Source organism: Halomicronema sp. CCY15110 (genome assembly GCF_016888165.1).
Lineage (GTDB): Bacteria > Cyanobacteriota > Cyanobacteriia > Phormidesmidales > Phormidesmidaceae > Halomicronema.
On record NZ_JACSWC010000203.1, the window covers coordinates 46,602 to 70,170 of the forward strand.

At 56.0% G+C, this 23,569-nt stretch carries 21 protein-coding genes; 11 read left to right on the forward strand and 10 right to left on the reverse strand.

Features of this window, described 5'->3' with window-relative positions; all coding sequences use genetic code 11:
• Positions 1-3 precede the first annotated feature (3 nt).
• The 3 genes from JUK32_RS06650 (at position 4) to JUK32_RS06660 (ending at position 2,245) form a co-directional block, all read left to right on the forward strand.
• Positions 4-783 (forward strand): PD-(D/E)XK nuclease family protein, encoded by a 780-nt coding sequence (locus tag JUK32_RS06650; protein WP_204138066.1) that lies wholly within the window; start codon positions 4-6, stop codon positions 781-783.
• Between the two features lie 176 nt (positions 784-959).
• Complete coding sequence (locus JUK32_RS06655; RefSeq protein WP_204138067.1) at positions 960-1,520, forward strand: DUF3124 domain-containing protein; 561 nt, start codon at positions 960-962, stop codon at positions 1,518-1,520.
• A gap of 44 nt (positions 1,521-1,564) precedes the next feature.
• A complete protein-coding gene (locus JUK32_RS06660; protein WP_204138068.1) occupies positions 1,565-2,245 on the forward strand; it encodes a TrkA family potassium uptake protein in 681 nt (226 codons plus the stop codon).
• Here the strand turns inward: JUK32_RS06660 and JUK32_RS06665 are convergent.
• The 4 genes from JUK32_RS06665 to JUK32_RS06680 form a co-directional block, all read right to left on the reverse strand.
• Positions 2,242-3,864, reverse strand: coding sequence for a sodium:proton antiporter (locus tag JUK32_RS06665; RefSeq protein ID WP_204138069.1), 1,623 nt, complete (start codon positions 3,862-3,864; stop codon positions 2,242-2,244). The genes JUK32_RS06660 and JUK32_RS06665 overlap by 4 nt on opposite strands.
• 236 nt (positions 3,865-4,100) lie before the next feature.
• Entirely contained in the window at positions 4,101-5,303 is a 1,203-nt protein-coding gene (gene bioF, locus JUK32_RS06670) for an 8-amino-7-oxononanoate synthase (RefSeq protein ID WP_204138070.1), read from the reverse strand.
• 2 nt (positions 5,304-5,305) lie between these two features.
• Positions 5,306-5,935, reverse strand: coding sequence for a trimeric intracellular cation channel family protein (locus JUK32_RS06675; protein ID WP_204138071.1), 630 nt, complete (start codon positions 5,933-5,935; stop codon positions 5,306-5,308).
• A 27-nt stretch (positions 5,936-5,962) separates the two neighbouring features.
• On the reverse strand, positions 5,963-9,571 hold the full coding sequence (locus JUK32_RS06680) for a CAAX protease (RefSeq protein WP_204138072.1): 3,609 nt from the start codon (positions 9,569-9,571) through the stop codon (positions 5,963-5,965).
• A gap of 285 nt (positions 9,572-9,856) precedes the next feature.
• On the opposite strand from JUK32_RS06680, the gene JUK32_RS06685 reads away from it, so the two are divergent.
• Positions 9,857-10,192: a hypothetical protein gene (locus tag JUK32_RS06685; protein WP_204138073.1), complete on the forward strand. Its 336-nt coding sequence runs from the start codon at positions 9,857-9,859 to the stop codon at positions 10,190-10,192.
• 30 nt (positions 10,193-10,222) lie between these two features.
• On the opposite strand, the gene JUK32_RS06690 is transcribed toward JUK32_RS06685, so the two are convergent.
• Complete coding sequence (locus JUK32_RS06690) at positions 10,223-10,516, reverse strand: hypothetical protein (protein WP_204138087.1); 294 nt, start codon at positions 10,514-10,516, stop codon at positions 10,223-10,225.
• A 68-nt stretch (positions 10,517-10,584) separates the two neighbouring features.
• Here JUK32_RS06690 and JUK32_RS06695 point away from each other — a divergent pair, with 68 nt between their 5' ends.
• Entirely contained in the window at positions 10,585-10,722 is a 138-nt protein-coding gene (locus JUK32_RS06695) for a hypothetical protein (protein WP_204138074.1), read from the forward strand.
• Between the two features lie 63 nt (positions 10,723-10,785).
• Here the strand turns inward: JUK32_RS06695 and hisF are convergent, their stop codons facing one another.
• Complete coding sequence (hisF, locus tag JUK32_RS06700) at positions 10,786-11,559, reverse strand: imidazole glycerol phosphate synthase subunit HisF (protein ID WP_204138075.1); 774 nt, start codon at positions 11,557-11,559, stop codon at positions 10,786-10,788.
• 148 nt (positions 11,560-11,707) lie between these two features.
• On the opposite strand from hisF, the gene JUK32_RS06705 reads away from it, so the two are divergent.
• From JUK32_RS06705 to JUK32_RS06720, 4 genes are all read left to right on the forward strand, one after another.
• Positions 11,708-11,908: a DUF2862 domain-containing protein gene (locus JUK32_RS06705; RefSeq protein WP_204138076.1), complete on the forward strand. Its 201-nt coding sequence runs from the start codon at positions 11,708-11,710 to the stop codon at positions 11,906-11,908.
• 41 nt (positions 11,909-11,949) lie between these two features.
• On the forward strand, positions 11,950-13,038 hold the full coding sequence (locus JUK32_RS06710) for an ArsA family ATPase (RefSeq protein WP_204138077.1): 1,089 nt from the start codon (positions 11,950-11,952) through the stop codon (positions 13,036-13,038).
• A gap of 218 nt (positions 13,039-13,256) precedes the next feature.
• Positions 13,257-14,258, forward strand: coding sequence for a chlorophyll synthase ChlG (gene chlG / locus JUK32_RS06715; protein WP_204138078.1), 1,002 nt, complete (start codon positions 13,257-13,259; stop codon positions 14,256-14,258).
• 231 nt (positions 14,259-14,489) lie between these two features.
• Positions 14,490-16,805 carry a transglycosylase domain-containing protein gene (locus JUK32_RS06720; protein WP_204138079.1) on the forward strand — a complete coding sequence of 772 codons (2,316 nt, stop codon included), beginning with the start codon at positions 14,490-14,492 and terminating at the stop codon, positions 16,803-16,805.
• Between the two features lie 172 nt (positions 16,806-16,977).
• Here JUK32_RS06720 and JUK32_RS06725 read toward each other — a convergent pair whose 3' ends face one another.
• The 3 genes from JUK32_RS06725 to JUK32_RS06735 form a co-directional block, all read right to left on the reverse strand.
• Positions 16,978-17,343: a VOC family protein gene (locus JUK32_RS06725; protein ID WP_204138080.1), complete on the reverse strand. Its 366-nt coding sequence runs from the start codon at positions 17,341-17,343 to the stop codon at positions 16,978-16,980.
• Positions 17,344-17,510: 167 nt separating this feature from the next.
• Complete coding sequence (locus JUK32_RS06730; protein WP_204138081.1) at positions 17,511-18,665, reverse strand: SpoIID/LytB domain-containing protein; 1,155 nt, start codon at positions 18,663-18,665, stop codon at positions 17,511-17,513.
• A 547-nt stretch (positions 18,666-19,212) separates the two neighbouring features.
• On the reverse strand, positions 19,213-20,562 hold the full coding sequence (locus tag JUK32_RS06735) for an N-acetylmuramoyl-L-alanine amidase (RefSeq protein ID WP_204138082.1): 1,350 nt from the start codon (positions 20,560-20,562) through the stop codon (positions 19,213-19,215).
• A gap of 230 nt (positions 20,563-20,792) precedes the next feature.
• Between JUK32_RS06735 and JUK32_RS06740 the strand changes: the two genes are divergently transcribed.
• Positions 20,793-21,911: a mechanosensitive ion channel family protein gene (locus JUK32_RS06740; RefSeq protein WP_239112386.1), complete on the forward strand. Its 1,119-nt coding sequence runs from the start codon at positions 20,793-20,795 to the stop codon at positions 21,909-21,911.
• Positions 21,912-21,980: 69 nt separating this feature from the next.
• Positions 21,981-23,114 (forward strand): mechanosensitive ion channel family protein, encoded by a 1,134-nt coding sequence (locus tag JUK32_RS06745; protein ID WP_204138083.1) that lies wholly within the window; start codon positions 21,981-21,983, stop codon positions 23,112-23,114.
• Between the two features lie 46 nt (positions 23,115-23,160).
• Here JUK32_RS06745 and JUK32_RS06750 read toward each other — a convergent pair whose 3' ends face one another.
• Positions 23,161-23,316 (reverse strand): hypothetical protein, encoded by a 156-nt coding sequence (locus JUK32_RS06750; RefSeq protein ID WP_204138084.1) that lies wholly within the window; start codon positions 23,314-23,316, stop codon positions 23,161-23,163.
• Positions 23,317-23,569 lie beyond the last annotated feature (253 nt).

Here is a 23,569-nt window from a genome sequence, read left to right on the forward strand (position 1 = left end):
GCTGTGCTGCGATTGTCTCAAGGTCAACTGAGTCTGCTGGAATATTGTTCCCGACGGTATCAGCACACCATTTTGGAATCGCTGTCAGTGCCGTCGTCACCGGAATTGCTGGCGGCGCAGCAGTGGGGCGATCGCTTTCACCTGCTGATGCAGCAGCGCGAAATGGGTCTGCCTATTGACCCAGTGCTCCAAGCCGATCCAGAACTCCAAACTTGCCTGACCCAGTTGCAGACCCAAGCGCCCGATCTCTTTGCCCCCACGGGAGAGATTTTTCGCCAGAGCGAACACGAGCGATCGCTCTCCTTTTCGCCCTATAGACTGACAGGGGTGTATGACCTGTTGCGGCTATGGCGCGATCGGGCCGAAATTGTCGATTGGAAAACCTACCTCAAGCCCAAACGCCCCGACCATCTCACAAAAGATTGGCAAACTCGTCTGTATCTGTACGTCTTAGCGGAGACGACTGACTATCCACCCGACGCCATTTCCATGACTTACTGGTTTGTGCGCACGGTCGATGCTGAGTCGGGGGAACTCAACCCGCAGCAGGTGCGCATTCCCTATTCGGCGGCACAACATGAACACACTCGACAAGACCTGGAACGATTGACGCAGCAACTCACGGATTTACTGGCCCACGGGATCCCGTTTCCGCAGATTGCGGGTGAATTGGAGAAATGCGATCGCTGCCCGTTCACCATTCGCTGCCAGCGGGCCAAATCAGACAGTGACCCAGCGGCTGAGCTGATGGCATTTGAGGAGATTCCTGAGGTGGTTATTTAGTCAGGGGCAAATATCAGGTGGGAGCTGGAAGGGTAATGAGGGGCAAGACAGCGGGGCAGCGAGCCAAACCTGAACGGCCTTCTCCTAAAGCTCCTTTTTGTCCAATATATAAACGATTTATACTGCGACAGCTTACGTATGGTCGATTATCCGACCGGTTTGAGGAAATTAAACTGATGCCCCAACTACCCGGTTGCGTTGCTTTCGCGAGTATTTTGTTCGGGTTGCTCACAGGGTGCGCTGCCCAAAATCTCACCACGGCTACCGACAGTCTCTCTCAACAGTCCCTGGGCAACCGACCTGGCTTGAACGCGATCGCACCCGCAGCGCTCCCGCCCTTGCGCCAGGGGCAGGTCATTTACGTGCCCATCTATTCTGAGGTTTACGACTTTAATCAAGAGCAAACCTTCCAGATTACGGCTACCCTCAGTTTGCGCAATACCGATTTAGCTCACCCCATTGTGATCGAGACAGTAGATTACTACGATTCTGCGGGCGAAAAAATTAGAACCTATTTGGAACAGCCCCTAGAGTTAGCGCCCCTCGCCTCGTTTGAAGTGGTCGTACCCAAGGATGATCAGACAGGGGGAGTGGGGGCAAATTTTATTGTGGTTTGGCGCGCCGCTGATGCGGTGAGTAACCCTGTCGTGGAAGCGGTTATGATCAGCACGATTTCACAGCAGGGAATTTCGTTTGTCAGTCCCGGTCGGGTCATTCAAGAACGCTCTGGCGAATAGGGGCTGACTAACAAGTCAGCTTTATTGAGAGGAAGTAAGGCACAATGTACGTTCTCATTGGTGGGGCTGGCATGATGGGTTTGGAACTGGCGAAGACGTTGTCGCAAATAGAGCACACTGTGGCGGTGGTCGATACCGATTCATTGGCCTGTCAGCATGCCCGCGAAAAAGTGGGTGTGATGGCGTTCGAAGGAAGCGCTGTCAATACGACGACGTTGTTGGAAGCGGGGATTCGTAAGGCCAATATCGTCGTCGGTACCCTGCGGGAAGATGCCCTCAATCTGGCGTTGGTCACCCTTTCCAAGCATTACCAGGTGCCGCAAATTGTTGTCCGGATGCGCGATCGCGACTTTGCGGAACCTTACCAGCTAGCGGGGGCCACCCACATTATTAGCACCACGGAACTCGCCATTAACCGCGTCGTGAACGCGATCGAATATCCTCAAATCGATGCCATGATGCACTTTGAGCAAGGCCAGGTAGAAGTCCTGAAACTCTCGATTCCGCAAGGCTGCACCATTGTGAACCGCAGCGTGGCCGAGGTGGCCCAGGACCCTCGCTTTCCGGCGGGTACGTTGATCATCGGCTACCAAGCTCACCCCCACGAAGATCTGGTCATTCCCAATGGCCGCACCCTCCTAGAGAGTGGCTCGACGATTCTGGCCGTGACCAAGCCTGAACTCGTCCGGCAAATGCTAGATTTTATGGGCTTGTGTTCTCCCTAATCTTTTAGAGACAAAAGTTTCTCATCCAACGTTTGCAGATAGGTTTGGGCTGCCGCATCAGCCAACAATCCTTGACGGACGGCGTCATTGATCGCCCCTTTTTCTGCCAGGTAAAGGCGTCGCCAGGTACCATCGAGATGGTTGTGCTTTTCCTGGTTACTGATGCCATCGGTAATGCGCTGGTTGTACAGGTCACGCAGTTCTCGTTCGGACGCCGCAATCCGGGACTGGTAGGTCGCAAACAGTTCTTCATACAACGCCTTTGGTAAACTGCCAAACTCCAGTAGATGTTTGAGTTCTGCTTGGGCCGCTTTCGCCGCAATCATATTGAGCTGTAAGGTTTCCAGTCGCTCCCGCATGGCCGAGGGCACTGATAAGCGCAGTCGCTTGACCAGCCACGGGAGGCTCAGACCCTGTCCGATTAATGAGACCAGTACCGTACTAAAGACCAGGGTGATGACCTCCGGGCGACCCGGTAGGGTAAATGGCAGACTAAGGGCTAGCGCCATCGATAATGATCCTTTCACATTGCCAGCAATCAGGACATGCTGCCAGCGTAACGGCAGGGGGCGATCGAAAAATCGTAGCAAAAACAGCAAGGGATAAATCGCTAGAATGCGCCCAATCTGATACGCCAACACGGCTAATAGGGCCGCCGGAATGGTTTGGATGAGAATCAGCGGTTCGACTTCAATCCCCACTAGCAAGAAGATGAAGGTGTTCACCCCAAATCCAGCATATTCCCAGAAGTTCAAGAGGGTCACGCGGGTCGAAGCCGAGGTGCGGCGAAACCCCAAGTTGCCGATCACTAGACCCGCCACCACCACTGCGATCGCGCTGGATACGCCCAACGCCTGTCCAATTTGAAAGGTACCCAACGACACTGCTACGGTCAGCAGAATGTTGCTCAGCGCATCATCCAACTGACGAAACAGACCGATGCACAGATATCCCAGCCCGACCCCTAACAAGCCCCCGCCCACACAAGCGATCGCCATTTGCTGAATGCCTTCACTCAAACTGAAAGACCCTTGCAGATGAATCGTGGTGATCAAGCTCAGCAACACCAGCGCAATGCCATCGTTAAATAGGCTTTCCCCTTCCACAATGGTGGTGAGCCTTGCGGGCACCTGGACGCTTCTGAAAGCCACAATTACCGAAACCGTGTCCGTAATCGTGAGAATGACTCCCACTGCGGCTGCCGTAATCCAGGCTAAATTGAGCCAGGTCTGTAACAAAACTGATGTGATTACCGCTGACAGGATCACCCCCGGTCCTGCCAAGAGGGCAATGGGCTTGAGTGTGCTACGCAAACGACTAATGTCTGTGTTGATCGCCGCCTCAAAGATCAGAATCGGCAGAAACAGATTCAAAATCACATTGGGGTTGAGGCCAACAGATTCGGGTAAGGCTTGTTTGGTAATGGCTAACCCGGCCAGCACCAAGCCTACTACATATGGGATGCGTAGCCGCCGGGTGACGAGGGCCACCCCAGTGGCCACCAGCAGCAGCACGATCAGGGTGTTGACTAATCCGGTGAAATCTCCGTCGATCGGCGCTGAAAGCGACTGGTTTAAAGTCGGAGATTCAAATCCACTTGCTAATACAGAGTTGACCACAGGTGTCCCAGCCGAGAGAAAGCTTGTAACATCCTAAGGGTCTTTATTTAGATATGAAGAGAAAATGCTTCTTCAGAAGAATGGTTGCCCAAATGGGGGGAGCGATAACTCAGGCGTTGCAAACCATCACTCTGAGGCGAGTTAGTTTCAAAGGAGTCCGTGGGCTGCTTTGAAAGCTTGATGACCAATATTGTCCGCTGCTCAAACTCAGTCTGCTGAGAATTTTGCCGGGATTATTAGGCCGGAAGCTCAACGATCGCGATTTCGCTGAGTGCCCCCACCAGTTGTTGAATGTGCGACGGCTCATGGGTAGCCATGACGGTTAGGCGCAGGCGACTGGTGGGCACCGTGGGGGGGCGCACCGCTGAGACGAGGAATCCGGCGGTGGTCAAGCGCTGCCCTAGAGCCATGACCGTCGCCGCATCGGGCACTTCGATACAGAGAATTGGGGAGTCGGAGGGGAGCAGTGAGGTGAGGGCGGTGGTGGTGGATTCGGCGATGAGGGACTGGAGAGATCGCTGGAGGTGCTGCACGTTTTGCCACAGGCGATCGCGCCGTTGCGGCTCCGTCTGCACAATGTCGATGGCGGCAAGGGCGGCAGCGGTGTCGGCAGGGGTGAGTCCGGTAGTGTAAATCCAACTGGGGGCGCGGTTGCGCAGGTAGTCAATCAGAGTTGCCGAGCCGGTGACATAGCCGCCGAGGCTGCCCAGGGCTTTGCTCAACGTGCCCATCTGGATCAGGGGGCGATCGCGGCAGCCCAACAGTTCCACCGCCCCTGACCCCGTCGCCCCTAAAATCCCCGTGCCATGGGCTTCATCCACCATCACCATACAGGTGTAGCGGTCAGCCAAATCAAGGATTTCTGACAAGGGACACAGGTCGCCATCCATGCTGAACACGCTATCGGTGACGATGAGGCTGCGCCGATGGTGCGATCGCTGCTGCTCTAACTGCTGCTGCAAATCAGCCACATCACAGTGCTGGTAAGTTTGCACCGTGGCCCCGCTGAGATTGGCCCCGCTGATCAGGCTGGAGTGGTTGTATTGGTCGGCCACAATCAGGTCGCGACTGCCGACGAGGGCGCTGATCGTGCCGATGTTAGCGAGGTAGCCCGAGCTAAAGACGATCGCATCTTCCGTCCCTTTCCAATTCGCGATCGCCCGCTCTAGCTGGCGATGCAGGTCGCGATGACCACTGAGCAACCGCGAGCCCGTGCTGCCCGTGCCGTAGGTCTGAATGGCCGCGATCGCCGCCGCCGCCAGTCTGAGATCACCCGCCAGTCCGAGATAGTCATTGCTGGCAAAATTGATGACGGGTTGGCCCTCACAAGTCATCACTGGGGCAGCTTTGCCGGCGAGCGATCGCACCGACCGATGCCAGTGCGCTTTGTGAATGGTGTTGAGTGACTGATGGAGCCAATCGTAGGCGGCGTTAGACATGGTTATGGCTGATCGGTTAAACGATATACCGGCAGCGCCAATCCCCAGATGATCGCCGCCAGCCGCAAACCCATGATGGTGCCCATGCCCACTAGGGTGGCTGGGGCCGCTGCCAAGCCGACGGTTTTGAGCCCGAGGTAGAGGGCAATGCCCAGGATAGCCGCCGTCGCATAAATATTGCTGCGGCGCAAAATGATCGGAATTTCGACCAGCAGCACATCACGAATCACGCCGCCCACCACGCCCGTACAGGTGCCCATCAGGATCACCACCAGCGCATGCAGTTGGGCGGCTTCAGCGATTTGCGCGCCGCTAATGCTCACCAGCGCTAACCCGCCCGCATCGGCCACCAGCAACGCCCGCTGCGGCGGTTTGAGGAAGTGGGTGTATAACACCGTGAGTAAGCCCGCAGCCAAGGCCACCAATAAATAATCGGGCTGCTGAATCCAAAAGACGGGGGCGCGATCGAGCAGCAGATCACGCAGGGTGCCGCCTCCCAAAGCCGTCACCAGGGCAATCACCAACACCCCGAGTAAATCGAGTTGCTTGCGGCCAGCGGCCAGCGCGCCACTGACGGCAAACACCGCGACGCCAAACATATCCAGTAGGTAGAGAATGAGTTCAGTTGTCATAGCGCAATGAGAGTGGGTGACGGATGCTTAGAGACGGATTTTGTTCACCCGCTTGATTTTAGGGACGGTGACGCTGAAGTCGGTGGGGGCAATGGGTTCAATGTCAGGATCATGACCCCCGACTTGATAAGCCTGGGTGATCCAAACGGTTGCCCCCAGCTGCAAAAAAACCATCGTAATAATGTCGTTGGCCAAGCGGGGCAACAGCGATCGCCAACTCGCCAACGCCTTCATCACCGTTTTCCCCGGCGTCTCCCCCGCAAAACGCCCCAGGGTCAGTTCTCCGGTGCGCCAGTCAGCGCGGGCAAACCCCAGCGGTTGCAATGCGGATTCGAGGGACTTGAGTAAATCAAACAGCAGCCGGATGCGGTAGGTTTGTTCGTGGTCAGGATGTTCGCGCAGCCATTTCAGCATCAGGGGATTGAGCTGAAACTCCGCCACCAGGCGATTTAACGCGGTGATGAGCGCCTGAGTCGAGTCTTGCACGCAGGAATTGATTGGACTCACCATGGTGGTGCCGGTGCCGTCGCCAATGCGATATCGAGCGGACATCACATCCAGTTCATGAATGAGGCGGTTCATCGGCGAAAACTTGACCCCATCAAAGTCATAGTCTTCGGTGAAGGGCGGGAACTTGATGATGACATCAGCCACGGGGCGCAAGCCGACGCGACCAAATTGGCGATCGCCCATAAACCGCGTCCAATGATTACTCCCCGCCACGACACCTTCGGAACTGTGGGTAAAAATCTGGCGATATTCAATGTCAAACCGGAGAAGATCGGTCAGCGGCTCACGGATGACGGGGGCCACACCAAAGGAAAAATGACCAAAGTACACACCACCGGGGGCAAACTCTTTTTTGTGGCCGCCAATGCCGCCGTAGACCTCCATCAGTAAAGCGCGATCGCCCTCTCGCCAAATGTCCTCAATCGCCAGGGGCGAGTCGGTAGCCGGGGCCGGGGGCAGCAGTAAGGAATTCACCACCTGCCCTTTGCGCTGACGGGTGTCTTGCCAATATTCGTGGTTGATGTAGCGTACGGTGGCTTTGGGGTCGGTGAGGACGATATCGGGCGTCAGGTCAAAGAGATGGCAGGGCGCGATCGCTTGCACCACAAATTCATCTTGGTCATTGAGAGCGCCATAGATATACCAGCCGGTTTCATTCAGGGGCGACTGCTCAATGTCGCGGGTCGTGGATTGGTAGCGGTCATCACGGCTGGGCAGCACCGACGGCATGTAGACAATTTCTTCTGGGCCGTTAAAGTCATGACTGACGCGGCTGTAGTGCCGCACGCGAAAGCGATCGTCCCCAACGGCGGCCAAAATTTGGACAACCCCGTAAAACCGCCCCGTCACATGCACCGGGTCACTTTTGATTCGCAGCTGCGTTGCTTGCGCCGAAGTCACCACCACCTCAACAGGGTCAGGCAATATAACCGCAACGTCGTCAATGGGATGAGCGCCCGCGATCGACTCCAGCGGATCGACCTTAGACCAGTGATTGAGGCGATCGGGATGCACCGTGCCCTGGCGGCTACTGACCACCACCTGCTCAGCAAAATAGACATCCATTGTCACCAACTGCACATAGGCTTGGGTGGCGGCATCGTCGCTCCACCGCAAGGTCACCGTTTGCCCGATTAAATGAGCGTGGGGCAGCGGTGCACACCACACTTCAAACCTGACCTGCCGCACTGTCTGCCGTTCCTCGACAGTGGGCAGAATGAGTCGTCCCATCCAGTCGCCCAGCGGTCGATAGAGTTCAAGATTGGGAACCTTACCCAGCGGGTAATATTCCACCTGATTAAACGGTGCAGCTTGGTAGAGTTCGTAGTTGCTGGGGCGCATAAAATCGGCTTTATTGAGGCCCGATCGCACCCAATCTTTGAGCAAAATGCCCGTCACAATATCGACGGTTTGTTGCAACGGCGTGCGCCCATCCGGCAACTGTCGATTGATGCTCATGGGGCCATTGCCGCCACTGTGTCCAAGCTCTCCTAACGAGATAAAAACGATGCGTCCCCGGCGCTTGGCCTTGTTCCAGTTGGAGAGTAGAGCGATCGGCCAGCGCGCCGGAAAAAGTTTGACGCCCAGCCTTTCCACCGGGTCGCGATCGCCCGCCAGGTGATACAGCTTGTCCACGGTCATGGCCCCAGTGTTGCCGCTAATCACCCCCGCAATGGAAATGACTTCGATCGGCGCATCGGTAACCTGCTGCAAATACCGCACGCAGCCCATCGACATCTGTCCCCCGCCGCTAAAGCCAATCAAGCTAATGGGGGTGCCGCTGCCCGGTTGATACCCGTGAAAAATCAGACTGTCATACAGCACCTGAGCCAGCCCGCGATTTTGAATCGGGCCATAGCGGGCATCGGCGGACATCATCACCGCAAAAATGTTGCGGATATTCACCACAAAGCCAATAGGCACGACAGGCACAGTGGCTTTAAACGCATCGACCCAACGCCAGACCCAAGCAAAGGCATTATCAGCGGTGAGCTGCGTATTGCTGACGGAGTAGGGAATGATGCCCTTCACCAGCAGGATGTTTGGCGGTAACGCCGCCGCCAGTTGAGCCAAAAAGCGTTCGACTTCTGGCAGGTAGCCGTAGGTGCCCTGGTTAATACCGTCTAAATAGGTAACATAGCGGGCCACCTCCTCGTCGGGTTGGTCAGGATCTCGCACCGCCACACCGGGATTGAGCGGGCGATCGCCCTGCCATCCTGCCCACCAACTTAAGGACTCCAACGGGGTCAAGAGAATCGCCACACCCACCGCCAGCAACCCCAAGATCGTCACATTCGTAAACAGCCGCACCGTCTCATCTAACGCCTGAAACCAGAGTTGAAAGCCACGTTGTGAAGTGGTGATGACCCCCGCGAGGAGAAAACTGACAAACGCGATCGCTAGATATCGGTAAAGCCGTCGGCTAGTGGGTGACTGGCCGGGGGCAACTTGAGTGCCGACTTCATCAATCACATCGGCTTGGTAACGGGGAGGGCTCTGGGGCGCTCGTTGTTCCAGTAAAGTGTCCAGATTAGTAGGGCGGGTCGTGACCTGGTGCCCCGCTGAGAGACTGGTCAACCACTGCTCTAACCGTGCTAACGGCTGACCAATGGTGCGTTGCCCAAGTTGTAACAGCAGCCAGCCGAAACCAACTGCCAGAATCGCCTGCCAGGAGGCTAAAGTCGTGGTTGATGCAATCCCGACGAATATGGCTAACAACGTCCAAATTGAGAGCAGTACGGCGATCGGCATCCCGAAGTAAGGTGCAGCCACGAGAAAACCGAGCAGTTGCGGGGCGTAACTCACGGCCAAACCGCGAAAGACATTCTCAACTGTGAAGCCACTACGCCAAAGAAAATGCACACTCAGCCAAATACAGAGCACCCAGACCGTAAAAGTGACGAAGTAGACCAGAGCTGATATGCACAGACTTAAAACGAATCGCAAGGGCTTGATGCGGTTGGCAAAGAGCACAATACTTTGGCCGATCGCCTGCGAAAGTCCCGCCAGCAATACCACCGTGGCCGCCACCCAGCGATCTTGCAGACTGTCCCCCACCTTGACGAAGACATCGGGATCCAGGCTTAACCCGCCAACGACTAGTTCCCAAAACTGTTGCCAAAACATGCCGTTATGCCTGCGATACACCTTGCTTCATCACGATACCGCGACCCCATGGGAGACAAAGCTCCTCCAGACCGGCTGCCCGATCGCCCGATGACGGCAAGATGCTGCAGCGGCCTGCTGGGCGATCGGGCATTCCCAAAACAGTCCCGGTCACAAGCTGCTTGCACCCTCCTGGTTGGGAAATTCGCTCATCGTATTGTACGGGGCAATTGCCGACAGCATTGGCGTGATCAAAACGGTGCTGACGTTAGCCCGCCCTTTTCCATCCTTCTAAGAATGCCGACGATGGGCGGTGCGCAGGGTGCCCTGCATCCACGGAACCGCGATCGCCCGAGAGTTGGGGCGGAATCGCAAAGCATCGTCGAAGTGTCAGAAAACTCCGTGCGCAAAACGCATTTGGAGTTTGGCGATCGCTGTCAGGCTGACGCAATGTTCAGTCTGCAACCAGAAGACGGCAAAACTCATATCATTTGGTCACCTGATGCAGATATGCGAGACGGCGTCAGCACCCTTCAGCAACCGATCAGTACCTATGGTGGGTTTTTCATGGACGCTAGGATAGACCGGGAATATGAGACGGGACTCAAAAAACTTAAAGCATTGATAAAAGAGACAACGTGAGGGAGTGCTGCAGCAATAATTTCAATCTGCTTAATATTGGCCCTGAACCGGTTCGCCCTCGCGAGACATCAGATCTCGGTAAGCAAAGCTGTCGCCTTCATACATCATGGAAGCGCTCTGTAGCGGCGCACCATCAAACACCTGATCCAGGTACAGCACGTAATTGCTCATCAAAAAATAAACTGACATCATCGCCACTGCCGAGGAAGCGACCAAAAAACCTGCCAGCATGAAGGAGAACTCCTGACTTTTCACCGCTTGTTCCATCAGACGCAGTGCCCAAGCGACCAAGGCGATAACGACAATAACAGTGAGGAGGAGCATACAGGTGCCTGGTAGGTCTCTTACCTTTACATTAAACAGTTTATGTTAAGCAGTGTAACAGGAATTTAATGAAGTTGTTAGCTTTTGGGCGATCGCTCTTGTTACCGTGCCACGGCGCATTGACGGATTCCAAGCCAGTTCAGCATCTGCACAATGAGGCTCCGACGGGCTCCGATGATGGAGATGTCGCCCTGCGGCCCTCATAGAAGATAGGCTCAGTCACAGAATCTTGGGAATCTGACCCTACTGCGCCTAACTGGCAACGGCAGCTAGGCGGCAGGTCGAGTAGGGATCTGATGCTCCGCTAGGTAAGTTTTAATTTCATCGACGGTGAGCTGCCCGTAGTGGAGCAGCGAGGCGAGTAGGGCGGCTTCGGCTTGGCCCGTGGTCAAGGCTTCATAAATATGTTGGCAATTGCCTGCCCCACCAGAGGCAATCACAGGCACATCCACTTGTGTCGCGATCGCTTGGGTCAGGGGCAGGTCATAGCCCGCTTGGGTGCCATCGGCATCCATGCTAGTGATTAGCAGCTCTCCAGCGCCACGCCGCACGACATCTTTGGCCCATGCCACCGCGTCCAATCCGGTATTTTGCCGTCCCCCGCGCACGTACACATCCCAACCGAGATGGTCGGTAGCCTCGCGCTTGCGGGCATCGATCGCCACCACAATGCATTGATCCCCAAAGCGATCGCTAGCCTGATCAATCAGTTCTGGCTGGCGCACGGCGGCTGAGTTAATGCTGACTTTATCGGCTCCGGCCCTTAACAATTGTTTGATTTGTTCTAAGGAATTAATGCCGCCGCCGACCGTGAGGGGAATGAACACCTGATCTGCCGTGCGATAAACCACATCCAGCAAGATGGCTCGGTCTTCGTGGGTGGCGGTGATATCTAAAAACACGAGTTCATCGGCCCCCGCATCGTTATAGGCCTGAGCCAGTTCCACCGGGTCGCCAGCATCGCGCAAATCCACAAAGTTGACCCCTTTGACGACCCGCCCAGCGTTCACATCCAGACAGGGAATTATCCGCTTTGCCAGCATAATCACTCACCATAGCCACCGTTGGGGGGTGGGAATTTATTTTCGCTATCTACCTTAGTCCAGGATGGCGCAAGACGCTGATAAACTGTGGATTGGTCGGCGTTAGCGCCGATAATAAATCTCTCATTTTCAGGTGGTTAGGTTAGGCATGGCCTTAGAAATTGGACAACAGGTGAAAGTTCTACGGTTGCGCGATCGCGTCGCCCCAGACGTCGCTGAGCGACTCGGCAAAACCGGCGTCATTCGTCAATTTAGGATGGTGGATGGCAGCGGTGTTGGGGTTGTAGTTGAGTTCGACAGCAACTATTCCACCTGGTTTTTTGAAGACGAATTGTCCCCGGTTCAATAATTGAATAGATTGAACTTAGCGTTACTCAATAAATAAGACCTGTGCCTCAAATTTTGACCTTTCTTGGGCAATCGCGCAGTAGCTGTGCGATCGCCTCCGTTGCTTTTGCACGGCAATTAGCGCAGCAGGGGGCGCGGATCCTCTGGATGACTCAAGATACGGGGCCATTGCCAGCCGCGCTCTGGGGCCAGCCCTTAGCGACCGAGGCCCAAGCCTGCGGGGCCAACTTGTGGACACTACAACTCCAGTCGGCCCAGCTCCTCGAAAAAAGCTGGGAAGTGGTCAAAGGCATTGAGGCGCAGTATCTGCGGAATCCTTTGCTAAAGCAGGTCTTTGGTCAGGAGCTCGTGTTGCTGCCCGGCATGGAAGATGCGCTGACCCTGGATGCCATTCGCGTGCTGTATGACAGCCAAGAGTATGACTATCTCATTGTGGACAGCGTCTCGGCCAAGGCGTCGCTGCGGATGTGGGGCTTGCCCGAGCAGATGGACTGGTATATTCGGCGCTTTCAAAAGGTGCTGACCGAGTCGGAGTTGGCCCAAACCCTGTCGCCCTTTATTCAGCCCATCGCGGGGGCGGTGCTCAATATCAGTGGCAGCCAAAATTCCATCAATCAACCAGTACAGCAAGCTCGCGACTTCCTGGCAGCGGGACGGCAGGTGGTGCAGTCGGCAGCGCACCATCTGAGCTTTTTGGTTACCACGGCGGAGCCCGGCGATGCGGCCATGGCGCGTTATCTCTGGGGCAGTTCGCAGCAAATTGGGATGACCGTTGGGGGCGCGATCGCGTATCAAGCTCAACTGGACGACCAAGCCTTTGCCCCTTTATCCATTCATGACCTGCCAACGCTGACTGAAGACCATTGGCAACCGCTCATGGCCGCCGTTCCCAGTCTGGATGCGGCGGTACAAAATGCCCCGGCTCCGGTGACAATTGATGAGGCAGAAAAACAGGTCAAGCTCTTTCTGCCTGGCTTCAGCAAGGCCGATATTGACCTGACGCAATATGGCCCGGAAGTCACAGTGACCGCGGGCGACCAGCGGCGCAATTTATTCTTGCCCGCCAGCCTCAAAAACCGTTCGGTGACGGGGGCGAAGTTTCAGGAAGACTACCTCATCTTGTCGTTTTAAGCCGACTCGGCACCAGGGTGTGGGCGATCGCGGCCCCCGATCAGGCCCGCGCCGGATGCAAATTTGTGGAGGATCGAACACTCCAAATAACGAAGTTTTGAGTTACCTTACTAACTTTGCAGTGATTTTCGAGGGCGTCTCGACTGGGTCACCCGTTTTCCGGTCATCCATCGCCCAAATCGCCCATCACCAACGCAGATACCTATCGGAGATTTTATATGGCTGACCCCGTATCTGAAGCACCTCAAGAAGCAGCAATGGAAGCTGCGAAAGGGAGCAAAGCGCGCCAGCTCCTGGGCATGAAAGGGGCGGGATCGGGCGAAACCTCCATTTGGAAAATTCGCCTCCAGCTCATGAAGCCCATCACCTGGATTCCCCTCATCTGGGGAGTCGTGTGTGGGGCCGCGTCCTCGGGCCAGTACGTCTGGAGTCTGGAATATGTGTTGATCGCTGCCGCCTGTATGTTGATGTCGGGGCCATTGCTGACGGGCTACACCCAGACCATTAACGACTTTTACGATCGCGAAATCGACGCCATTAACGAGCCCTACCGACCGATTCCGTCGGGGGCCATTGCCATTCCCCAGGTGGTGGTGCAAATTTTGGTGCTGCTGGTGGCCGGTGTTGGTGTGGCTTACGCCCTCGACCAGTGGGCGGGGCATGAATTCCCCACCATTACCGTGCTGGCGATCGGTGGATCGTTTCTCTCCTATATCTACTCCGCTCCGCCGTTGAAGCTGAAGCAAAATGGCTGGCTCGGCAACTATGCCCTAGGCGCGAGCTACATCGCTTTACCTTGGTGGGCAGGACATGCCCTGTTTGGTGAGTTAAACCTAACGATTATGCTACTGACGCTGTTTTACAGCCTCGCGGGCCTGGGCATCGCAATTGTGAATGATTTCAAAAGTGTGGAGGGCGATCGCCAGCTAGGGCTCAAATCTTTGCCCGTCATGTTTGGGGTCGGCACCGCCGCCTGGATTTGCGTGTTGATGATTGATCTGTTCCAGGGGGGCGTGGCCGCCTACTTGATGAGCATTCACCAAAACCTGTATGCCGTCATTCTGGTACTGCTGATCATTCCGCAAATCACCTTTCAGGACATGTATTTTTTGCGGAATCCTTTGGAAAATGACGTGAAATATCAGGCTAGCGCCCAGCCGTTTCTGGTATTGGGCATGTTGGTGACGGGCCTTGCCTTGGGCCACTCGGCTCTGGTGTAAGACACTTGGGGAGTCGCCGTTCGGGGATTGTCGATACAATCCGAAGGCTGATCACGGTTTCTCGGACAGCGTCTCTGGTATAGAGTGTGCTGAAGCGATCGCGGTAATGTTTCAATGTCAGTTGGTGAGAGGCTAAGTTGAGTCGTGGCTAATACTTTCGTTCAACGATTCAGACAATTATTTGCCAGTTCTAAAGTGGCTGATTCAGCACTGCCAGATCAGGGGCAAGTGATGGCTAACTCATCGTCAGCGGCGCAACGGCAAATATATCCCCCACCCGCGACGGCTACCGAATCCGAGCCCGAGCCCCGACCCCCCTATCGCCGTCCCCTCTACTACCGCCCCCTGTTTTGGCTGGTGGTGGTGGTGGGAGCCGTCGGTGCCACCGGCGTGAGTCGGGCCTATCGGATCTGGCAAGCAACGGAGGCCGAGCTGCCAGCCGTCACCGACTTAACAACCTTTGAGCGGCAGGGCACCATTACAATCACCTCAGCGGATGGCGTCATTCTGCAAAAGATTGGTCCCGCCACCCGAGAAAAAATTGAGTATGAAGATATTCCCGACACGCTGATTGCCGCCTTTATCGCATCGGAAGATCGACGCTTTTATGAGCACAGCGGCATTGACTACCAGGGCATTGCGCGAGCCACCCTGGCCAATGTGCGCCAGCGCGACGTCGTGGAGGGCGCTAGCACTATCACTCAGCAGCTGGCCCGGATTGCGTTTCTGGATCAGGAGCGGAGTTTGCAGCGCAAAGCCAGGGAAGCGCTGCTAGCCCTCAAGATTGAAGATGAGTTTACGAAAGCCGATATTATTGAGCGCTATCTCAACCTCGTCTATCTCGGGGCGGGAGCCTACGGGGTGGCCGATGCCGCCTGGATTTACTTTGGCAAGCCAGTAGAGGACCTGACCCTATCGGAAGCGGCGCTGATTGCGGGGATGGCTCCAGCCCCCAGTGCCTATTCACCTTTGGTCGATCCGCAGGCAGCGGAAGCCCAGCGCAATGTGGTGATTCGCCGCATGTTAGAAAATGAGAAAATTACGCAGTCAGAGGCCACTGCGGCCCTAGCGGAGACAGTCGCCACGACGCCCAATGAGCCGAAGTTTCTCTACAGCGAATTTCCCTATTTCACGATTTTTGTGCAGCAGCAGCTGAGTGAGATCTTGCCGCCAGAAGTGGTCGAAGCGGGGGGACTCACGGTGGAAACGACCCTCAACACCGACTGGCAAAAGAAAGCTCAGGAAACCGTTAATGAGACGGTCGCCACGGTGGGCAGTCGCCAGCGGTTTAGCCAAGCGTCGTTAGTGGCGGTTGATCCACGCAATGGGGAAATTAAGGCGATTATCGGTGGCACCGACTTTAACGACAGCCAATTTAACCGGGCGACCCAAGCCCTGAGGCAACCGGGCTCCACGTTTAAGACGTTTGTGTATGCGACGGCGATCGCCACGGGCATGTCGCCTTACAAAACCTATGCCGATGCCAAATTTGTGGTTGACGGCTACGAACCCAAAAATTACAGCGGCAAATATAGCGGCACGGTCTCCATGCGCCAAGCATTGACTTCTTCCGTCAATATTGTGGCAGTCAAAGTCTTAATTGATGTGGGCTTTGATCCGGTCATTAACATGGCCCAACGCATGGGCATCGAATCAGAACTGCGCCCGACCTATTCCCTGGCCCTGGGCGCGTCTGAAGTGACTCTGTTGGAACTGACCAGCGCCTACGGCACCCTAGCGCGTCAGGGCAAACACCATCCCGTGCATAGCATTCGACGTGTCCGCGACAGCTCGGGCCAAGTTATTTACGAAATTGATAACACCCCAACCCAAGCTGTCGATGAAACGACGGCGGCGATCATGACCTGGATGCTGCGAGGTGTAGTTGAAGGCGGCACTGGCGGTCGAGCTTACGTGGGTCGTCCCGTGGCGGGTAAAACGGGGACTTCGGAGAACGATCGCGACCTGTGGTTTATCGGCTACATTCCCCAGTTGGCAGTGGGCATTTGGCTGGGTAATGACGACAATAGTCGCACTTGGGGGGCGAGTAGCTCAGCCGCCGCCACCTGGGGCGATTTTGTTTCTAAGCTGGTGGATGAAATTCCCGAAGAAGACTTTCCCCCTTTACCGCAGCTCGCGGGTCGGAAGGGCAGTATTGAAGCCGATCCGGTCAAACCCGGTCGAGTCAGAGCCGCCGATGCATCGAATGATGACGATGACGAGGCGGCGGCCGAGCGTGCGACAACTGAGCCCGCAGCCTCGGACGCTGCCGACCCAGTAACCGATACAGCCCCTAGGGATGCCAGCCCGGCTCGCGAAGCTCCAGACTTGCCCGACGAGCCCGCTCCGGCTCCCGTTCCCGTTCCCGAAGCGCCTGCCCCTGCCCCAATTCCAGAACCGGCTCCGGCTCCGGCTCCCATCCCCGCGCCCGCCGCCCCAGAACCAGCACCCGCGCCGCCGCCCGCCCCAGAACCGGCACCCGCTCCGGCACCCGCCCCGGCCCCGGCACCCGCCCCAAGCCCAGCCCCTCCGGCTGAGGAAGGTTAGAAGGGGGCTCAAACATCGCACACCAGTAGGTTTCAGCCGCCGCGATGGGGAGTAGAGCCGCCCCTTCCAGTGAGCGGCAACGCCAAGAAAAAACCGAGGAACTGATGAGGCCCAGCCGATTAGGCTGGGTTTGCCATTGCGGGCGGAATTTGATGGTTCAGCGGTGGCAGCCTCAGGTTTGGGACAGCTCGATAATATTGCCGTCAGGATCTTGAGTGAACAAGGCGGCTCGGCCTGAGGCGCTCATTTGTAGCGGATAGCCTTGAGCATCCAAGCGGGCTTTGAAGACGGATAAGTCATCGACTTGTAGGGCAACGTGGGGGTTACGTCCCCACTGGTCGGGGCGGGGACAGGGGGCTTGCCAAGCCTCAGCCTGCATCAAATGCAGTTGAAACTCGCCCACCTGCAACCAGTAGCCCGGAAAATTGAGCGATCGCGGGGCAACGGGCAACCCCAACAGGTCGCGATAAAACCCCAAACTGCGCTCCAAATCGCTGACGAGGAGCGCCACATGGAGCGATCGCATTACAGTAGCCATGAATTTCACCCTTGGCACATCATGACAGTTCTAGCGCAGGTGCTCTCTATCCTCTATGCCCTGATCACGGCATCATAGGACGACACCGAGCATGGGGCGGATGGAGCAATCGCTGTCAACAACCGGAAACGGGGCCGGACTCCTTCATCCTGATCGGCACTGCCGTCCTACTGGGGCTCGACCAGCGCTAGCTGAGCGCCCTGATAGTAATGACCCAAAATTTGCTGATAGGTATATCCCTGACTGGCCATGTTGTGAGCGCCCCACTGGCTCATGCCAATGCCATGCCCAAAGCCCCGGCCACTAATTTGCACTTGTTCCCCCGCCACGGCGATCGAAAACAACGTGCTGCGTAGCCCCAGAGCATTCCGAAAATCATTGCCGGTAAAGCTTCGTGCCCCGCGATCGCCTTCCAGCAAAATTTCGCGCACCCGCCCCTGAGGCGTCGTCCGTTGAGGCTGAGCACTCGCCAACCGGCCCACCTCGGGCATCAGGCGACTAAACTCATCACGGGAAAAAGTGCGCACCCATTCAAACACGGGTGCCCCCGCATCAAAATCTTGGACACCTCGCAGATAAGGGCGCGGCTGACTCCAGATATCTTCCACATTTTCGGTATGCCCCCCAGACGACGAATGAAACACCGCCTCAATCACCTGACCGCCATAGGTCAATACCTGGCTGCGGGTGCCCTCCACTGCGGCTTGGGTGCTTTGCGTTTCCTCAGCCAAGCCGCCATAGACCTGGTAAGCCGTCGTGCTGCCGACATCGTAATGGGGGCTGCGCGATTGGCTGCGTCGATGGAGGGCGTAGGAACGCGCGGCCACGGCCTGGGCTTTCAACGCTTCCAGAGGCCAGCTAGTCGGCATTTCGCTCCCGACCACGCTGTACAGGTAATGCTCCAGGTCAACATAGTTGATGGCGGTGACGCCGCTGCCGTTCGACATCACCAGGACGCGACCGCGATACCAGCGATCGCCAATAAACACATAACCATTCGCACCAGGCTCGACCCAAAACGAAGAGCTGACCGAGTTGGCCGCTTTGACCTGGGTACCCTGCGCCGCCACCGTCAGCGATCGCCCCTGGGGCACCTGGGCAATGTGCTGCCCCTGCTGGTCGCGAATGAGCCCCGTGTTGGAAGTGCCGACGACCACTTGGTTGGCCCCTTCTTGAATCGCAATGCGCATTTCTAACGCCAGAGCGGGGAAACAGCAAAGGAACCAGGCGAAGATCGCCAGACCGCCCTTGGGGAATAACTGCCAGAACGCCGTCCACCCAATTGGTACAACGTCATCAGCAGAGGCTTTTAGATACGCCATAATCGTGATTTTCCGAAGGAGCAAAGAGCGTTCAGGAAGCGGGCACCCAAGCAATTAGTGAAAAGACTTTTCAATTGGGACAAAATTAGCGTTTTTGCCGGAAAAATGCCTGACTTCAACACTAGCGATAGAGGTTGTCTAATCACTAATGACAGACATTGAAAAGCCAAGCTGGGAGAACGCTAATTCACTCAACTTGGCCGACAACAAATGCTTTTTCAGCTCAACTTTATGCCATCTTCACAGCAGATTAAACATAAACATAGCACCTGATGCATGACCCGGATCATTCGATTTTGTTCCGCCCGCCGGAGCTGATGCCACTGCGTCATGACTTCGGCTATCTTGATCGGCGCAAAGCCACCCCGGCCAAGCATCCTCTGAGGAATGCTCGAAAAATACCTGCCCCCCATGGATTGGCGTCAAGATATGAGACCCACATGCGCCGATCCTTGGTGCCGCGGGATTCCCTGACATCACGATTACCCGACGTCAACCGGACCGTTCGCCCCGCATTGCCAGGATGATTACTGGTTCAGAGTCAGCTTTAAAGGATGCCGGTTGATTCGTAGAGCCGCCGCACAATTGCCAGGATCTTGTTGCCATATTCTGGATCCGGATCCCAGCGGCCACTCAACTGCGTCACCAGCGGCGCGACCCCGCGACGGACAAATTGGAACCGGGGGTCAACGACTTCTTGGACTAGTGGTTCGGTGCTGGCATAGGCTTTGAGATGCTGAATGTGTGCCCGGACGCCAATGCGTGGATCAGCAAAGGCAACGCCGCCGGTCGAGGTATCGGTAGCGCCAATGCCACCAAAATTATTATCTTCGGGTCTCAAGCTGCCAGTCCATCGCAAATAGGAAGTTTCTACGCACATTTGGCAAAAGGCAATGTCGTGATCGACACCTTCAATTTGCGCCTCTTCTCGATAAAAGCGAGGCAAATCTTTGTAGGGTTCCGTGGCACTTTCGTTGTTGGACTTTAAGAACATGAGGAGCTGAATATCGGAGGTGAGGCCCCGCCCCATGATGCGTTCTAAACCGCAGACGGGCGATGTGTTCGTCGTTTTGAGGGTGACGGTGCGGGTCGTGGCATCCCAACCGACGGAGACGTTGTACTCCCGCAGGTCGATCGCTTTCATGTACACCACCCCGCGATAGCGCACCTTGCGAATATTCGGATTAGTGGCCGCATCGTCAATGCCGAGTTGATCGGCCAGATCAACCGGCACATAGGAATTGTTATTGATGATGATCCCTTTTTCGGGATAGAGGCCCCCATTCACACTGATGTTGCAGGTGGGGAAGCTCTGGACATCGCCCGAGCTGCCCGCCACGGCCCGGCTCCAAGAGGCGGTGCCATCGGCAATGCCCAGGGACATGTCACGGCGGCGATTTTGAATCAGGCCCAAATCGTCAGGATTAGTTAGATAGCCGACTTCCATATACAAGGAAGGGCAGGTAAGTTGCCGCGTGAACGATAGGCTGCCCGTGCCCGTGTTGGTATCGGGGCGCGCGCCCCGGCTGGGCAACTGCGGCAATCGCCGGAGGAGAGCTAACAGCAGTAACTCCGCATGGGATTTGCGCTCTTCGTTGTTGGCGATGTAAAACACGCTGGCTCCCCGCGCTCCGGGACTGCTGGCGGCCCCACCGTGGAGTTCCAGGGCGACGTCGTCGGGGCGGCAGCGGGTGTTGATCCAATTCAGCGTTTGGGTGTTGCTCAAGTCATCCGGCACGGCCAGCACTTCAAAGCCCCGCGATCGCAGCTCTGGCACCACCAAATCGCGAATCCGAATCATTTCCGTGGCTTCGGTGGTGTTCGAGACAACCGCGCCATAATCCAACGAGCCATTTTCATAGCCACCATGTCCCGCCGAGATAAATATCTTTCCCATAGCCGATGCCAAATGCGTTCAGAGACAGTTGAATTCAAGCAAAGGATACCTTCAAAGTTCAAAGGTGAAGCACTCTTGCTGCAAAGTGTTGCGATTTGTCGATCGGCTGCATAGTATCAAGCTGGAGTTTCCCCTTCGACTAGCCCGCTGCGATCGCTCCCAACCCCAGGGTCAGAGTGGCATCGTCTGGCAAGCGCTAGATTGAGGGTATCGCTGCCCGTGCCCCATTCATGCCAAAAGAATCTATGTGGGACGCCTACTTGTCTCTGGCCGTTGAGAATCCAGCCCTGTTTTGGACGATTTTTGTCGTCACCCTGGGCACCCTAGCAATTTTGCTAGGGCAAATTGTGCCGTGGCTGACGCAACTGCTACTGCGACGCTTTTTAAAGGAAGATGCCAAGACGTTTTATGTCCGAGTCGTCCAGCCTCAGCGATTTTTGCTGACCTTAACGGGGGCGGCGGCAGCCTTCGATTTGGTCGCGTTTATCTTGTTGCAGGGCGTTTGGTACGTTCCTTGGTATCCCAAACTGGAGTTTAGCCTGACCCTGACCCTCACGGCTTTGTTGGCACTCCTGCTGTTTCGGTGCTTCCAAACCTACTTTGATGAGTATCTGCTCAATGCGGCTCTCGAGGAAGGCCGCAAGACCAACAGCGAGCTGCTATTAGTAGGGCGGGTGTTAGCCATCACCGGGCTATTTTTGAGCCTCACCACGCTGTTTGCCCAGACTCACCGAATTAATGTCATTGGCATCTTTGCTAGCTTGGGCGTCGGGGGCATTGCCATTGCCTTTTCGGCCCAAAAGGTGTTGGAGCAACTGCTCGGCGGGGTCGTGATTTATATTGATCGCCCCTTTTCCGTCGATGACTACATTGGCTTGCCCGATGGCACCTTTGGCCGGGTGGAAGCGATCGGGCTGCGTTCCACCAAGATTCGCACGTCGGGGAAAGGGACCTTGGCCGTCGTGCCCAATAGCTCTCTGATTCAAGCCACGGTCGAGAATTTCACAGGCGCGAAAAAGGTGATGGCGATCGTCTATCTCAACCTCTATCGCAGTGTGGGGGAAGAAGAGCAAGCGTTGATTCGCCAGGTCATTCTGGAAAGTACCCAAGATATTTTTGGCATCGATAACCGCAGCACTAACATCGCCTTTCGCAATTTGGACGAAGGTCGGCTGACGCAGGTGCAGGCTACCCTATTCATTTTGGGGGCCACCGGCAGTTCGATGGACATTCGTCGCCAACTGCTCACCATTGCCAATCAGAAAATGACGGAGCGCCTCAAGTCCTACGGCATTTCGTTTGATATCGAAGAACCGACCGTTTATGTGGACTCCCCCATCACGATCTAGACTCGGCCTGAGCGTCGTGCTGGACGGGTGGCCGGTGCCCCTTTGTTGATTTCGTTGAGAACCTCCTGGATGGATAGCGAAGCCTTTGACCTCAGAAGCTTTTTAGAAACGCTGGGCATTACCTTTGGCAATACGCCGACGCTGGTCATTTTTGGGGTGTCGTTGTTTCTCGCCCTGGTGATTGGTCGCTTTACCCCCGGCATTGTGCGCCTCTTTATTCGTCGCTTTGCGCCGGGGCAGGTCACCCATCTGTACGAAAATTTGATCGACCCGCTGAGTGGGGCCTTTCAGTTTGCGGGGACGATGTTGCTGGTGTCGCTGTCGATGGTCTGGCTCGACCAAGACTTTCGCGCCTTGTCCGCCTTTTTGAATCCCTTTATTGACCTGGCACTGATCAGCAGTATTGCCTGGCTGGCTTCGCGGGTCTTTGGGCGCATCTTTCGCGTTTATGGGGTGGAACTGCTCAAAAAGATGGGTCGCGAAGTGGATGAGATGCTGCTGGTCTTTGAAACCATCACTAACGTAGTCATCGGCTTTATCGCTGTGCTGGCGTTTGCCCAAAGTCAAGAATTCAACCTGGTGGGTCTGTTTGCCAGTTTGGGTATCGGGGGTTTGGCCATCGCCTTTGCCGCCCAAAAAATTCTGGAACAGTTGCTCAGTACTATCGTGATTTATCTCGATCGCCCGTTCATTCCCGGCGAGTATATTCGCCTGAGCGATGGGCAACTGGGGCGGGTGGAATCGATTGGGCTGCGATCGACCAAAATTCGCACGGCGGCGAAAAGTACCCTATTCATCCTCCCCAACTCCACCCTGCTCAATATGGAAATTGAGAATGTCAGCCGAGCCAAGAAGGTCATGGTGATGCTGTATCTCGACTTTAATCGCAAGCTGACGGATGAAGATGCTGCGCTCGTGAGACAGGTCATTACGAACGGCACCAATTCCGTCTTTGGCGTTGATCCGGGCAGCACCAGCATCGTCTTTCCCCACGGGGGGGAAGATAATGGCCGCGCCGACTATCACATGCGCCGCGCCCGCGTCACTTTCTTTATTCTGGGCTCTAGTGAAAGTTCCATCGAACTGCGCAAGCGCCTATTGGAATTAGCCAACGACACGATCGCCAAAACCCTCGACAGCTACGGCATCCATTTCGATATGCAAGACCCGACCGTGTACGTCGAGTCGCCCGTGACGCTGTAGTACCCCAAGGGAACTGTCTGTAGTCAGGTGATGGGCAAACAGGCACTCAGGCCATAGCGTCGCTAACCAGTTCCTGCATCAAGTCGGCGACGGGGCGGAGGCGATCGCTCTTGCCCGCATTGCTGCCCGCAAAAATCAGGCCATTGTCTACGAACGTGGTCGTGGTTAGGTCGAGCCTACAACGGCTCAGGTACTGGCTCATCCGCTAAAGTATGGGGGAGTTCTGCCCGCTGTTACCGCGATGCCACCGCCCAGCTCTCCCTGCCCGTTTGTGGCGGGGCCCATGATTCAGCACCCGCAAAGCTTTGTGGGCCGCCAGGACGACCTCGCCACCCTCACTAATTTAATGAGCGGTGCCCAACCCACCAGCATCAACGTGGTGGGGGAGCGGCGTATTGGCAAATCTTCACTGCTCTATCACTTTTGTCAAACGTGGCCAGAACGGGTGCCTCCCG

Bases quoted from the DNA above. Each gene is read 5' to 3' on its own strand.
- JUK32_RS06690 (WP_204138087.1), bottom strand. From the start codon at position 10,516: ATGCTCCTCCTCACTGTTATTGTCGTTATCGCCTTGGTCGCTTGGGCA.
- hisF (WP_204138075.1), bottom strand. From the start codon at position 11,559: ATGCTGGCAAAGCGGATAATTCCCTGTCTGGATGTGAACGCTGGGCGG.
- JUK32_RS06750 (WP_204138084.1), bottom strand. From the start codon at position 23,316: ATGAGCCAGTACCTGAGCCGTTGTAGGCTCGACCTAACCACGACCACG.
- JUK32_RS06725 (WP_204138080.1), bottom strand. From the start codon at position 17,343: ATGGCTACTGTAATGCGATCGCTCCATGTGGCGCTCCTCGTCAGCGAT.
- JUK32_RS06655 (WP_204138067.1), top strand. From the start codon at position 960: ATGCCCCAACTACCCGGTTGCGTTGCTTTCGCGAGTATTTTGTTCGGG.
- JUK32_RS06675 (WP_204138071.1), bottom strand. From the start codon at position 5,935: ATGACAACTGAACTCATTCTCTACCTACTGGATATGTTTGGCGTCGCG.
- bioF (WP_204138070.1), bottom strand. From the start codon at position 5,303: ATGTCTAACGCCGCCTACGATTGGCTCCATCAGTCACTCAACACCATT.
- JUK32_RS06740 (WP_239112386.1), top strand. From the start codon at position 20,793: ATGCCAAAAGAATCTATGTGGGACGCCTACTTGTCTCTGGCCGTTGAG.
- JUK32_RS06685 (WP_204138073.1), top strand. From the start codon at position 9,857: ATGGGCGGTGCGCAGGGTGCCCTGCATCCACGGAACCGCGATCGCCCG.
- JUK32_RS06705 (WP_204138076.1), top strand. From the start codon at position 11,708: ATGGCCTTAGAAATTGGACAACAGGTGAAAGTTCTACGGTTGCGCGAT.
- JUK32_RS06745 (WP_204138083.1), top strand. From the start codon at position 21,981: ATGGATAGCGAAGCCTTTGACCTCAGAAGCTTTTTAGAAACGCTGGGC.
- JUK32_RS06660 (WP_204138068.1), top strand. From the start codon at position 1,565: ATGTACGTTCTCATTGGTGGGGCTGGCATGATGGGTTTGGAACTGGCG.
- JUK32_RS06680 (WP_204138072.1), bottom strand. From the start codon at position 9,571: ATGTTTTGGCAACAGTTTTGGGAACTAGTCGTTGGCGGGTTAAGCCTG.
- JUK32_RS06720 (WP_204138079.1), top strand. From the start codon at position 14,490: ATGGCTAACTCATCGTCAGCGGCGCAACGGCAAATATATCCCCCACCC.
- chlG (WP_204138078.1), top strand. From the start codon at position 13,257: ATGGCTGACCCCGTATCTGAAGCACCTCAAGAAGCAGCAATGGAAGCT.
- JUK32_RS06695 (WP_204138074.1), top strand. From the start codon at position 10,585: ATGAAGTTGTTAGCTTTTGGGCGATCGCTCTTGTTACCGTGCCACGGC.
- JUK32_RS06735 (WP_204138082.1), bottom strand. From the start codon at position 20,562: ATGGGAAAGATATTTATCTCGGCGGGACATGGTGGCTATGAAAATGGC.
- JUK32_RS06730 (WP_204138081.1), bottom strand. From the start codon at position 18,665: ATGGCGTATCTAAAAGCCTCTGCTGATGACGTTGTACCAATTGGGTGG.